The sequence below is a fragment of the Pseudomonas sp. H1_D04 genome (assembly GCF_054683855.1).
In genome coordinates this window covers 1,139,783-1,152,305 of the sequence record NZ_CP162826.1, presented here as the reverse complement: position 1 = coordinate 1,152,305, position 12,523 = coordinate 1,139,783, and the positions used below count along the sequence as shown (strand labels likewise).

16 protein-coding genes are annotated in these 12,523 nt (G+C 58.1%); 6 read left to right on the top strand and 10 right to left on the bottom strand.

Annotated features, from left to right (window positions below; translation table 11 throughout):
- Positions 1-100 precede the first annotated feature (100 nt).
- From pmbA to AB4N82_RS05345, 6 genes are all read left to right on the top strand, one after another.
- Positions 101-1,447, top strand: coding sequence for a metalloprotease PmbA (gene pmbA, locus AB4N82_RS05370; RefSeq protein ID WP_122764740.1), 1,347 nt, complete (start codon positions 101-103; stop codon positions 1,445-1,447).
- Between the two features lie 141 nt (positions 1,448-1,588).
- Positions 1,589-1,984, top strand: a complete 396-nt coding sequence (locus AB4N82_RS05365) for a FagA protein (protein WP_095183841.1) — start codon at positions 1,589-1,591, stop codon at positions 1,982-1,984.
- The gene (locus AB4N82_RS05360) at positions 1,977-3,353 is read left to right on the top strand and encodes a class II fumarate hydratase (protein WP_095183842.1); all 1,377 of its coding nucleotides are present in this window, start codon (positions 1,977-1,979) and stop codon (positions 3,351-3,353) included. Before AB4N82_RS05365 ends, AB4N82_RS05360 begins: the two co-directional genes overlap by 8 nt.
- 27 nt (positions 3,354-3,380) lie before the next feature.
- Positions 3,381-3,809, top strand: coding sequence for a hypothetical protein (locus AB4N82_RS05355; protein ID WP_032886271.1), 429 nt, complete (start codon positions 3,381-3,383; stop codon positions 3,807-3,809).
- A 1-nt stretch (position 3,810) separates the two neighbouring features.
- Complete coding sequence (locus AB4N82_RS05350; protein ID WP_122764741.1) at positions 3,811-4,422, top strand: superoxide dismutase; 612 nt, start codon at positions 3,811-3,813, stop codon at positions 4,420-4,422.
- 33 nt (positions 4,423-4,455) lie between these two features.
- Complete coding sequence (locus AB4N82_RS05345) at positions 4,456-5,349, top strand: ZIP family metal transporter (protein WP_122764742.1); 894 nt, start codon at positions 4,456-4,458, stop codon at positions 5,347-5,349.
- Between the two features lie 37 nt (positions 5,350-5,386).
- On the opposite strand, the gene AB4N82_RS05340 is transcribed toward AB4N82_RS05345, so the two are convergent.
- From AB4N82_RS05340 to AB4N82_RS05295, 10 genes are all read right to left on the bottom strand, one after another.
- Entirely contained in the window at positions 5,387-5,659 is a 273-nt protein-coding gene (locus AB4N82_RS05340; RefSeq protein ID WP_032886274.1) for an HPr family phosphocarrier protein, read from the bottom strand.
- Between the two features lie 16 nt (positions 5,660-5,675).
- Positions 5,676-6,533, bottom strand: a complete 858-nt coding sequence (rapZ, locus tag AB4N82_RS05335; RefSeq protein WP_032886275.1) for an RNase adapter RapZ — start codon at positions 6,531-6,533, stop codon at positions 5,676-5,678.
- Between the two features lie 2 nt (positions 6,534-6,535).
- Positions 6,536-7,000: a PTS IIA-like nitrogen regulatory protein PtsN gene (gene ptsN, locus AB4N82_RS05330; protein ID WP_027604813.1), complete on the bottom strand. Its 465-nt coding sequence runs from the start codon at positions 6,998-7,000 to the stop codon at positions 6,536-6,538.
- Between the two features lie 12 nt (positions 7,001-7,012).
- Entirely contained in the window at positions 7,013-7,318 is a 306-nt protein-coding gene (gene hpf / locus AB4N82_RS05325) for a ribosome hibernation-promoting factor, HPF/YfiA family (RefSeq protein WP_095183847.1), read from the bottom strand.
- Between the two features lie 75 nt (positions 7,319-7,393).
- Positions 7,394-8,887 carry an RNA polymerase factor sigma-54 gene (locus AB4N82_RS05320; protein WP_122764743.1) on the bottom strand — a complete coding sequence of 498 codons (1,494 nt, stop codon included), beginning with the start codon at positions 8,885-8,887 and terminating at the stop codon, positions 7,394-7,396.
- 197 nt (positions 8,888-9,084) lie between these two features.
- Entirely contained in the window at positions 9,085-9,810 is a 726-nt protein-coding gene (lptB, locus tag AB4N82_RS05315) for an LPS export ABC transporter ATP-binding protein (protein WP_004372092.1), read from the bottom strand.
- The gene (lptA, locus tag AB4N82_RS05310) at positions 9,810-10,343 is read right to left on the bottom strand and encodes a lipopolysaccharide transport periplasmic protein LptA (RefSeq protein ID WP_095183848.1); all 534 of its coding nucleotides are present in this window, start codon (positions 10,341-10,343) and stop codon (positions 9,810-9,812) included. Before lptA ends, lptB begins: the two co-directional genes overlap by 1 nt.
- A complete protein-coding gene (lptC, locus tag AB4N82_RS05305; RefSeq protein WP_032886279.1) occupies positions 10,330-10,902 on the bottom strand; it encodes an LPS export ABC transporter periplasmic protein LptC in 573 nt (190 codons plus the stop codon). Before lptC ends, lptA begins: the two co-directional genes overlap by 14 nt.
- 8 nt (positions 10,903-10,910) lie before the next feature.
- Positions 10,911-11,435, bottom strand: a complete 525-nt coding sequence (locus tag AB4N82_RS05300; protein ID WP_032886280.1) for a KdsC family phosphatase — start codon at positions 11,433-11,435, stop codon at positions 10,911-10,913.
- On the bottom strand, positions 11,436-12,410 hold the full coding sequence (locus AB4N82_RS05295) for a KpsF/GutQ family sugar-phosphate isomerase (RefSeq protein ID WP_032886281.1): 975 nt from the start codon (positions 12,408-12,410) through the stop codon (positions 11,436-11,438).
- Positions 12,411-12,523: the final 113 nt, after the last annotated feature.

Genomic DNA, 12,523 nt, shown 5'->3' with positions numbered 1-12,523 from the left:
TCCGCAAAGAAACGCCGCCATGATAACCAGTCGGGGGCCGCTTGTCCGGCCCGGTCGCTCGATGGCCTTAACCGAAAGCAGAATTTGAGTGGAGAAAACCATGAGTGCAGCCCAAAGCGTCGGTCCGCAAGCGTTACCGGCCCTGCAGGAACAAGTCGAGCAGATCCTTGCCGAGGCTAAGCGCCAGGGGGCCAGTGCCTGTGAAGTTGCGGTCTCGCTGGAGCAGGGTCTGTCGACGTCGGTACGTCAGCGGGAAGTGGAAACTGTTGAATTCAACCGCGACCAGGGCTTTGGCATCACCTTGTATTCGGGGCAGCGTAAAGGGTCGGCCAGTACCTCCGCCAGTGGCCCGGAAGCCATTCGCGAGACTGTGGCCGCTGCGTTGGCGATTGCCAAGCACACTTCCGAAGATGAAAGCTCAGGTCTGGCAGACAAAGCGCTGATGGCCAAGGACTTGAAGGATTTCGATCTTTTCCATGCCTGGGACATTACGCCCGAGCAGGCCATTGAGCTGGCGCTGACCTGTGAAGCCGCTGCGTTTGATGCTGATGCCCGCATCAAGAACGCCGATGGCACCACGTTGAATACTCACCAAGGCTGTCGTGTTTATGGCAACAGCCACGGGTTTACCGGGGGATATGCATCCACCCGTCATAGCTTGAGCTGCGTGATGATCGCCGAGGCCAATGGCCAGATGCAGCGTGATTACTGGTATGACGTGAGCCGTCAGGGTGAACTGCTGGCCGACCCGGTCAGCATTGGTCAGCGTGCCGCACAACGTGCCGCTAGCCGCCTGGGCGCCCGTCCGGTGCCAACCTGCGAAGTGCCGGTGCTGTTTTCAGCGGAGTTGGCGGGCGGTTTGTTTGGCAGTTTCCTTGGCGCGATTTCGGGCGGCAATCTGTATCGCAAGTCGTCGTTCCTTGAAGGCGCCATTGGCCAGAAGCTCTTTCCCGATTGGTTGACCATTGATGAGCGTCCGCACTTGATGCGCGCCATGGGCAGCTCGGCGTTCGATGGCGATGGCCTGGCCACGTACGCCAAGCCGTTCGTCGAGAACGGTGAGTTGGTGTCTTACGTACTGGGTACTTACTCAGGTCGCAAACTCGGCCTGCCCAGCACTGCCAACTCCGGCGGCGTACATAACCTGTTCGTGACCCATGGCGATGAAGATCAGGCAGCGCTGTTGCGGCGTATGGGACGTGGCCTGCTGGTAACCGAATTGATGGGGCACGGCCTGAACATGGTCACTGGCGATTACTCCCGCGGCGCGGCGGGTTTCTGGGTGGAAAATGGCGAGATTCAGTTCGCGGTTCAGGAAGTGACGATTGCCGGCAATATGCGTGACATGTTCAAGCAGATCGTTGCCGTGGGTAACGATCTGGAACTGCGCAGCAATATTCGCACCGGTTCGGTGTTGATCGAGCGGATGACTGTCGCCGGCAGCTGATCGATCCTCTCTGAGAAGCGCGCTATCCCACGGATAGCGCGCTTTTTTTGTGCTTGGAATTCAGGGCGATCACAATGCTGCCATTGCGTTGATTCTCAATATCATTTAATAATAAATATCATTATCGAGTGAGCATGGATCATGAGTTCTGTCCTGCATGAGGATCCGTACCTGGAAAGCTGGCGCTGGATGAGTCGTCAGATTCGCTGCGGCCTCGATCCTGATGAACCTCGCCTGATCGAACATTACCTAAATGAGGGTCGATACCTGGCGTGCTGCACTGCGACTCATCCGTGGACGATCGCTGAAACGTCATTCCGCCTGTTAATCGATACCGCCAGTGATATCGCCTTGCCTTGGCATTGGCGTTCCACTTGTCTGGATCAGGCTTGGCGCCCTCTGCGCGACTTGGAAAAACTCTCCCACTGTGCCTGCCGCCTCAAGCGCTGGCAGACCTTTGCCTGGCAATTGGCGACGTGCGAATTGCTGCCATCAATCTCCCACTCCGACCTGGTGCAAGGATCTAACGATGAGTAACACCCGTATCGAACGCGACAGCATGGGCGAACTGCAAGTGCCTGCCGAGGCCTTGTATGGCGCACAGACCCAGCGCGCAGTGAACAACTTCCCTATCAGCCACCAACGTATGCCGGCACAGTTTATTCGCGCCTTGATCCTTGCCAAGGCTGCTGCCGCCAAGGTCAACGTCGACCTCAAGCAAATCAGCGAAGGGCAGGGCAAGGCCATCGTTGATGCTGCCCAAGGGTTGCTGGAAGGCGACTTCATGCAGCACTTCCCGGTGGATATCTTCCAGACCGGCTCTGGTACCAGCTCCAACATGAACGCCAACGAAGTGATCGCGACCCTCGCCAGCCGTTTGCTGGGCGAAGCGGTGAACCCGAACGATCACGTCAACTGCGGCCAAAGCAGCAACGACATTATCCCGACCACTATTCACGTCAGCGCGGCGCTGGTATTGCACGAGCAAACGCTTCCGGCGCTTCTTCACCTGGTGCAGGTGATCGAGCAGAAAGCCAAAGAAGTTCACCCGTTCATCAAGACAGGCCGCACGCACCTGATGGACGCCATGCCGGTCCGTATGAGTCAGGTACTCGATGGTTGGGCGCAGCAACTCAAAGCCAATATCGGTCATCTGCAGGACTTGCTGCCAAGCCTGCAGGCCCTCGCGCAAGGCGGAACGGCGGTGGGCACTGGGATCAACGCCCATCCGGAATTCGCGGCGCGTTTCAGTCAGCAACTAAGCAGCCTGACGGATGTGAAATTCACTCCGGGTAAAAACCTGTTTGCGCTGATTGGTTCCCAGGACACAGCCGTGGCGGTGTCCGGCCAACTGAAAGCCACCGCCGTATCGCTGATGAAGATCGCCAATGACCTGCGCTGGATGAACTCCGGTCCACTTGCCGGCCTGGGTGAGATCGAGCTGGAAGGCCTGCAGCCGGGGTCTTCGATCATGCCCGGCAAGGTCAACCCTGTAATCCCTGAAGCGACTGCCATGGTGGCTGCACAAGTCATTGGCAATGACACGGTGATTACCGTCGCTGGCCAATCCGGCAACTTCGAGCTGAACGTGATGCTGCCTATCATCGCCCAGAACCTGCTCAGCAGCCTCGAACTGCTGGCCAACTCCAGTCGCCTGCTGGCGGACAAAGCCATCGCCAGCTTCAAGGTCAATGAAGCCAAGCTCAAGGAAGCACTGTCGCGCAACCCGATACTGGTTACTGCACTCAACCCGATCATTGGATACCAAAAGGCTGCTGAAATCGCCAAGAAGGCCTATCAGCAAGGCCGTCCAGTGATTGATGTCGCCCTTGAGCACACCGACTTGCCGCGCAGCCAACTGGAAATCCTGCTGGATCCGGAAAAGCTCACGGCTGGCGGCGTTTAATCACCGACTCTGCTTTGGAGGCTCACCATGGAGCACTGGAAGCGCACGATCGAACGGGCCAATCGCTGCTTTATGCAAGGCGAGTTGGTTGACGCTCGCGAGGCCTATTTGCAAGCCCTGGCCTTGGCCCAGGTGCTGTTCGAACGCTGGGCGAATGCCGACGAAGCAGTGGCGGCTTGCGTCATTTCCCATCACAACCTGGCGGACCTGCACCTGCACTTGAATCAGCCTGAGGAAAGCGCCGAATACCTTTGCGCCATTCACCAGCGCTTGCTGCAGACCATGCAGGACGCGCGCCTGAGCCCGCAGCTGCGGGAGGCGGCCCTGCGCCAGAGCAGCAAGACTTACGTCGAACTGTTGAATTTCATCAGCGATCACGGCGAGTACCCGCGCACCCATCGCTTGCTGGGCGGTACTGCTGCGCAACCGACTACGCCTCAATACGGAGCACATTGATATGACCTATACCTTGCCTGCCTTGCCTTACGCCTACGATGCCCTGGAGCCGCATATTGATGCGCAAACCATGGAAATTCACTACACCAAGCATCACCAGACCTACATCAACAACCTTAATGCCGCCGTCGAGGGCACTGAGTTCGCCGGCTGGCCGGTGGAAAAACTGGTGTCCAGCGTGCACCAACTACCGGAAAAGCTTCGCGCAGCCGTGATCAACCAAGGTGGCGGCCACGCTAACCACTCGCTGTTCTGGGCGGTGATGTCACCTCAAGGGGGCGGTAAGCCAGAGGGCGCATTGGGCAAGGCAATTGACGAGCAAGTTGGAGGTTTTGATAGTTTCAAGGAGGCCTTCACCAAAGCCGCATTGACCCGCTTCGGCAGTGGCTGGGCTTGGCTGAGCGTTACGCCGCAAAAGACCTTGGTGGTGGAAAGCAGCGGTAACCAAGACAGCCCGCTGATGAGCGGCAACACGCCGATCCTCGGCCTGGACGTATGGGAGCATGCTTACTATTTGCGCTACCAGAACCGCCGCCCGGAATACATCAATGCCTTCTACAGTGTTATTAACTGGCCAGAAGTTGCCGCACGCTATCAGGCTGCTATGGCCTGACATTTACCTCTATAACAAGATCTAAGGCCGACTATGGGCACTGAAACACTGGCGATCGGCAGCGTGCGAATGTTTCGTTATGCGCTTGGCTCGCTACTGCTACTGGCAGGTACTGCATTGCTGGTGGCCCACGGGCTGGCCTGGCTGGACCTTGAACCGCGCATCCTGCGTGCTTTGCAGGGCGGGGCGATCTGCGCGCTCGGTACTGCGCTGGGCGCGGTTCCGGTATTGGTGATTCGGCGGATGCCGGTGGCCGTGAGCGATACCTTGCTGGGCTTTGGGGCTGGCGTGATGCTGGCTGCAACCGCCTTTTCACTGGTGGTACCGGGTATCGCTGCTGCGGAAAGCCTGGGGCTTACGTCCTGGGGCGCGAGCGGGCTGATCAGTTTCGGCATTATGTTGGGAGCGTTCGGGCTGTATCTGGTTGACCGCAAGGTCTCCGGCGCGAGTCCGGAAATGCTGGTGGGCACGCCGGACAAACCGATGATGTCGCCGCGCATCTGGCTATTCGTGTTCGCTATCATTGCTCACAACATTCCGGAAGGCATGGCGGTTGGCGTCTCTGCCGGCGGCGGCATGCCGGATGCCGACAGCTTGGCCATGGGCATCGCCTTGCAGGATGTGCCCGAAGGTCTTGTGATTGCGTTGGTGTTGGCCGGGGCAGGGATGTCGCGGGCCAAGGCATTCCTGATTGGTGCTGCTTCAGGCTTGGTGGAACCGGTGTTTGCCGTGCTCTGCGCTTGGCTGGTGAGCCTGGCCGAGGTGTTGTTGCCTTTGGGGCTGGCGCTGGCTGCCGGGGCGATGCTGTTGGTAGTGACCCATGAGGTGATCCCGGAGTCGCGGCGCAATGGCCACGAAAAGCTCGCCAGCTTGGGGCTCTGCATTGGATTTTGCTTGATGATGGCGATGGATACCGCATTGGGGTGAAGCCGTTGCGGCTTCACGTTTGTGTCAAAGGGTGAGGTTACTCACCCTCATCAAAGTAGTTGTTGATCAACGCCACCAGAGCTTCCATCGCTTCCTGGTCTTGCTCGCCTTCGGTCTTCAAATGAATTTTGGTGCCTTTGCCGGCCGCCAGCATCATCATTGCCATGATGCTTTTGCCGTCGACCATGCTTTCAGGTGTGCGTCCAGCCCTGATCTGGCAGGGGAACTGCCCGGCTACTCCGACAAACTTGGCCGAGGCGCGGGCGTGCAAACCCAACTTGTTGATGATTTCAATTTCCAGAGCGGGCATCGCGCAGGTGTTCCTTTCAGCTAAGGTCGCGGTGGCGAACCTGGACGTTCTTGAGGGTTTGTTGCAGTGCTTGGCCCAAGCGCTCGGTCAGGTATACCGAACGGTGATGACCGCCGGTGCATCCAATGGCAATAGTGACATAGGCCCGGTTGCTCGCGGCAAAGCGCGGCAGCCACTTGAGCAGATAGCTGGAAATGTCCTGGAACATCTCCTCCACATCCGGCTGCGCGGCTAGGTACTCAGCCACAGGTAGGTCCAGCCCTGATTGGTCGCGTAACTCTGGCTTCCAGTAGGGGTTGGGCAGGCAGCGCACGTCGAACACCAGATCGGCATCCACCGGCATGCCACGTTTGAAGCCAAAAGACTCGACGAGAAACGCCGTGCCAGGCTCCGGCTGGTTCAGCAGGCGCAGTTTGATGGCATCGCGCAGCTGGTAAAGGTTAAGGCCGGTGGTGTTGATCTTAAGGTCGGCGAGGTCAATGATCGGCCCCAGCAACTTGGTTTCGTCCTCGATGGCTTCAGCCAGAGAACGGTGAGGGCTGCTGAGGGGGTGGCGTCGACGGGTTTCGGAGAAGCGTTTGAGCAGCGTCTCTTCATCGGCGTCCAGGTACAGCACATCACAATGAATATGCTTGGCGCGCACTTCTTCCAACAGTTCCGGGAACCGAGAGAGGTGGCTGGGCAGGTTGCGGGCGTCGATCGAAACGGCAACCAGAGGTTGCGCCAGCTCGGTGTGGATCAGAGCGCGTTCCGCCAACTCCGGCAGTAGGCCGGCCGGCAGGTTATCGATGCAATAGAAGCCGTTGTCCTCAAGAACGTTGAGGGCGGTACTTTTACCCGAGCCGGAGCGGCCGCTGACGATGATCAAACGCATGATTACTGCCCGTTTTGCTCATCCAGGACAACTTGGTACAGCGCCTCGTTGCTGCTGGCACTGCGCAGTTTGTCGCGTACTTCTTTGCGGTCGAGCATGCTGGCGATCTGCCGAAGCAGTTCCAGGTGCGCATCGGTGGCGGCCTGTGGGACCAGCAGAACAAACAGCAGGTCGACCGGGGCGCCATCAATGGCATCGAAATCGATAGGCGCGTCCAAGTGCAGCAGCGCGCTGACAGGTGTCTCACAGCCTTTGAGGCGACAGTGAGGAATGGCGATGCCGTTACCAAAACCGGTGGAACCCAGTTTTTCACGGGCAATCAGAGCCTCGAAGACATCTTGCATCTCCAGTTCAGGCACTTGGCTGCTGATCAGGTTGGCAATTTGTTCGAGGGCTTTCTTCTTGCTGCCGCCCGGCACGTTCACGAGGGAACGGCCGGGGGTCAGGATGGTTTCAAGTCGAATCATGGGTGGGGAGTGTTAGCGGCCTGTGCCCTGAAGAAGGCTCTGCTGCTTTTCCTTATGCTTTTTAAGTTGGCGGTCGAGCTTGTCAGTCAAGGCATCGATTGATGCATACATGTCTTCATGCTCGGCGTTGGCGACTACTTCGCCACCGGGAATCTGTAGGGTCGCTTCGATTTTCTGCTGAAGCTTGTCGACCTTCATGATCACTTGCACATTGGTGATCTTGTCAAAATGACCCTCAAGCTTTTTCAGCTTTTGCTCGACATATTCGCGCAGGGGAGGGGTGACTTCTACATGGTGTCCACTGATGTTGACTTGCATACAGCTTCTCCTTCGTTGCCAGTGCATAAAGCGGCGGGTAGGAATACCCGCCACTGGAACGCTGTGGCCCGCCCGTCACATCAAACGCTTACGCTCGCTGGAAGGCGCGATCCCAAGGGATTCGCGGTACTTGGCGACGGTTCGACGGGCGACCTGAATGCCTTGTGCCTCCAGTAAACCAGCGATCTTGCTGTCACTCAACGGCTTTTTCTGATTTTCCGCGGCAACCAGTTTTTTGATGATTGCGCGGATTGCCGTGGACGAGCATTCGCCGCCTTCTGAGGTGCTGACATGGCTGGAGAAAAAGTATTTCAACTCATAAATACCCCGTGGGGTATGCATGAATTTTTGCGTGGTAACGCGGGAAATCGTCGACTCGTGCATGCCTACCGCTTCGGCGATATCGTGCAGAACCAAAGGCTTCATCGCTTCATCGCCGTATTCCAGGAAGCCGCGCTGATGCTCGACGATCTGCGTGGCGACTTTCATCAGGGTTTCGTTACGGCTTTGCAGGCTCTTGATGAACCAGCGCGCCTCCTGCAACTGGTTGCGCATGAAGGTGTTGTCGGCGCTGGTGTCGGCGCGTCGCACGAAACCTGCATATTGCGGGTTGACTCGCAGGCGTGGCACTGACTCCTGGTTAAGCTCCACCAGCCAGCGCTCGTTGTCCTTGCGCACGATCACGTCAGGAACTACGTATTCGGCCTCGCTGGACTCGATCTGCGAGCCGGGACGCGGGTTGAGGCTTTGCACCAGCTCGATGACCTGGCGCAGATCGTCTTCCTTGAGTTTCATGCGACGCATCAGTTGGCTGTAATCGCGGCTGCCGAGCAGGTCGATGTATTCGGTGACCAGGCGCTGGGCCTCGGCGAGCCATGGGGTCTTGGCGGGCAGCTGGCGCAGTTGCAGCTGCAGGCATTCGCTAAGGGTGCGCGCACCAATACCCGCGGGCTCAAATTGCTGGATGCGGTGCAGGACGGCTTCGATTTCGTCCAGTTCGATATCTAGTTCGGGGTCGAAGGCCTCAAGAATCTCTTCGAGTGTCTCGTCCAGATAGCCTTGGTTATTGATGCAATCGATCAGGGTGACGGCGATCAGGCGATCGGTGTCCGACATCGGTGCGAGGTTCAGTTGCCACAACAGATGGCTCTGCAGACTTTCGCCGGCGGACGTGCGGGTAGTGAAGTCCCACTCATCATCGTCGTTGCTGGGCAGGCTGCTGGCGCTGGTCTGGTAGACGTCTTCCCAAGCAGTGTCTACGGGAAGCTCGTTGGGAATGCGTTCGTTCCAATCGCCTTCCTCAAGGTTATCCACCGTAGGGGCGGTTTCCTGGTAGGACGGTTCCTGCACGTCTGCGTTGGGTTTTTGCTCGATGTTGTCGGCCAACGGGTCTGCATTATCGAAGTCGTCGCCTTCTTCCTGGCGTTCGAGCATCGGATTAGACTCCAGAGCCTCCTGGATTTCCTGTTGCAGGTCCAGGGTCGACAATTGGAGCAGGCGGATGGCCTGTTGCAGCTGCGGTGTCATCGTCAGCTGCTGGCCCATTCTTAGGACTAGCGATGGTTTCATGGCAGGGGCTTAACACCTTATTCGCCGGCGCAACGCGCCATCCACGACAGGGCGCGTGAGCGCCAAACATAAGCAAATTATATGCCTGATATCGAGGGCTTTGCCTAGAGCGCGGTAACAATAAAAAACCGGAGGTTTTCATTGACTCCCGCGCATCAGGCAAACGACCTGCCACCGCCTTGTTTGTGCAGGCGGCTTTACAGGCGAAACTCGTGACCCAGGTACACTTCCTTGACCAGTTCGTTGGCCAGAATGGTGGCGGAGTCGCCTTCTGCGATCAGTTGACCATCGTTGACGATATACGCGGTTTCGCAGATATCGAGGGTCTCACGCACGTTGTGATCGGTGATCAGTACACCGATGCCCTTGGCCTTGAGGTGATGGATGATCTGCTTGATGTCGCCAACCGAGATAGGGTCGACGCCGGCAAACGGTTCGTCCAGCAGAATGAACTTGGGGGCAGTGGCCAGGGCGCGGGCGATTTCCACGCGACGCCGCTCACCACCGGACAGGCTCATGCCAAGGTTGTCGCGAATGTGGTTGATATGGAATTCCTGCAGCAGGCTTTCCAGCTCCTGTCGGCGGCCGTCACGGTCCAGTTCCTTGCGAGTTTCAAGAATGGCCATAATGTTGTCGGCAACTGACAGTTTGCGGAAGATCGATGCTTCTTGAGGAAGATAGCCAATACCCGCGCGTGCACGACCGTGCATTGGCTGGTGGCTGACATCCAGGTCGTCGATCAGTACGCGACCCTGATCCGCCTGGACCAGGCCAACAATCATGTAGAAGCATGTGGTCTTGCCTGCGCCGTTGGGGCCGAGCAAGCCGACGATCTGGCCGCTGTCGATCGACAGGCTGACGTCGCGCACGACCTGACGGCTTTTATAGGCCTTGGCCAGATGCTGGGCTTTCAGGGTTGCCATTACTCGGCCTTCTTCTTCGGCTGGATAACCATGTCGATGCGTGGGCGCGGTGCGGTGACCTTGCTGCCATTGGCACGACCGGCGTTAGCGATCTGTTTCACGGTGTCATAGGTGATCTTTTCACCTTCCGTGGAGTTGCCATCGGGGCTGAGCACCTTGGCCTGGTCGATCAGCACAATGCGATTCTGCTGGGCGTGATACTGAATGGTCTTGCCGTAGCCCTTCATCGGGCCAGTGTCGGCAGCGGACTGCTTCTGTTCGAAGTAAGCCAGGTTGCCCACTGAGGTCACGACGTCGATGTCACCGGCTTGGGTACGCGTCAGTGTCACGGTATTACCGGTGATCTTCATCGACCCTTGGGTGATGATTACGCCGCCGGTATAGGTGGCAACACCTTGCTTGTCATCCAGTTGCGCATCGTCAGCCGAGATGTGGATCGGTTGCTGGCTATCGTTCGGCAGAGCCCAGGCGCTCACGCTTCCCAGTGCTGCGCCCAAACCGAGCAAAATAGGGAGAGTTTTAACGAGCCTCATACTGTCCTCTTACGTTCGATAGCAGGTGTATCCTGCTTTCTTTCAAATACGCTTTCATTCCCTTGCCAGTCGATACACCGCCAGCGCCGTCGATTCTAACGTCTTGCTCGGTCTGCGCATATTGCTTCTGCGGGAATACGGTCATGCGACTGCTGGTAATCACCGTGTCACGGGCTTTGGCATCCGTGCGCGCAACACGTACCGAGTCAATCAGTTCTACCTCGGTGCCGTCGGGGTTCACCTCACCACGCTTGCTGGTGACATGCCACGGAAATTCGGTGCCGCGGTACAGGTTCAGGTCCGGATTAGTCAGCAGAGTGACTTCGGTGGCCTTCAAGTGCTCGACTTTGTCCGACGTCATTTCGTACTGCAGCTTGCCGTCGGGCAGGAACTGCACGCTATAGGCATTGGTGGCGTAATAGTCGATGGCCCCCTCGTCGACCTGCGCAACAGGCTGGTCGAGGAAGCGCCCCGGACTGATATTCCAGTAGCCCACCGCGAGGAACAGCGCGGCAATGACCCCGAATAACAGGAAGTTGCGAATCTTTTTACTCAGCATAAAACGCTCTATAGGTAGGCGGCGTGGGCCGCTTCAAGGCTGCCTTGGGCTCGCAGGATCAGTTCGCAGAACTCGCGGGCTGCACCTTCGCCACCACGGGCGCAGGTGATGCCATGGGCGTGCTCGCGAACAAACGCCGCCGCATTGGCGACGGCCATGCCAAGCCCTACTCGACGAATGACCGGCAGGTCGGGCAGATCATCGCCTAAGTAGGCGACCTGCTCATAGCTTAGGTTGAGTTGGCCAAGAAGCTCGTCCAGAACTACCAGTTTATCCTCGCGGCCCTGATACAGGTGAGGAATCCCCAGGTTTTGTGCGCGGCGTTCCACAACGGGAGTTTTTCGGCCGCTGATAATCGCGGTTTGCACGCCTGCAGCCATCAGCATCTTGATGCCTTGGCCGTCGAGGGTGTTGAACGTCTTGAATTCGCTGCCGTCTTCGAGGAAGTACAGGCGGCCATCAGTCAGCACGCCGTCAACGTCGAAAATCGCCAGTCTGATGTTTTTGCCGCGTTGCAACAGGTCGCTGGTCATTTACATCACTCCCGCACGCAGCAAGTCGTGCATGTTCAGGGCGCCAACCGGGTGGTCGTCGCTATCGACAACCACCAGGGCGCCGATCTTGTGGTCTTCCATGATCTTCAATGCTTCGGCTGCCAGCATCTCAGGGCGTGCGGTCTTGCCGTGTGGCGTCATCACTGCATCGATGGTCGCAGTGTGGATATCGATGGTGCGGTCCAGGGTGCGGCGCAGGTCGCCGTCGGTGAATACCCCAGCCAGGCGGCCGTCAGCTTCAAGGATCACGGTCATGCCCAGGCCCTTGCGAGTCATTTCCATCAGCGCGTCCTTAAGTAAGGTGCCGCGCTGGACGTGGGGCAATTCATCGCCTGAATGCATAACGTTTTCCACTTTCAGCAGCAGGCGGCGGCCCAGTGCGCCACCCGGGTGGGAGAACGCGAAGTCTTCAGCCGTGAACCCGCGAGCTTCAAGCAGTGCAACGGCCAGAGCGTCGCCCATAACCAAGGCAGCGGTAGTGGAGGAGGTCGGTGCCAGATTCAGCGGGCAGGCTTCGTGGGCGACGTGAACGTTCAGGTTAACATCGGCAGCCTTGGCCAGCGTCGACTCCGGGTTGCCGGTGACGCTGATCATCTGGATGCCAAGGCGCTTGATCAGCGGCAGCAGGGTCACGATTTCGTTGGTGGTACCGGAGTTGGACAGCGCCAGGATGATGTCATCTTTGGTGATCATGCCCATGTCGCCGTGGCTCGCCTCCGCCGGATGCACGAAAAACGCCGTGGTCCCGGTGCTCGCCAGGGTGGCGGCGATCTTGTTGCCGACGTGGCCCGATTTGCCCATGCCGACCACGACAACGCGGCCCTTGCTGGCCAGAATCATCTCGCAGGCGCGTACGAAATCTGCGTCGATATGGGCCAGTAAGCCTTCTACGGCTTCGACTTCGAGGCGGATGGTGCGTTGTGCGGATTGGATAAGGTCGCTGGATTGGCTCATGTCTGAAATCGTATAGCCTGACGAAAAGTCGGCGATTATAGCGGTAATGATCAATTCCCTCACGCAAGTTCGTCAGGCTTTATTCAGCAGGGGACTGAGATCGATCCTCAGTC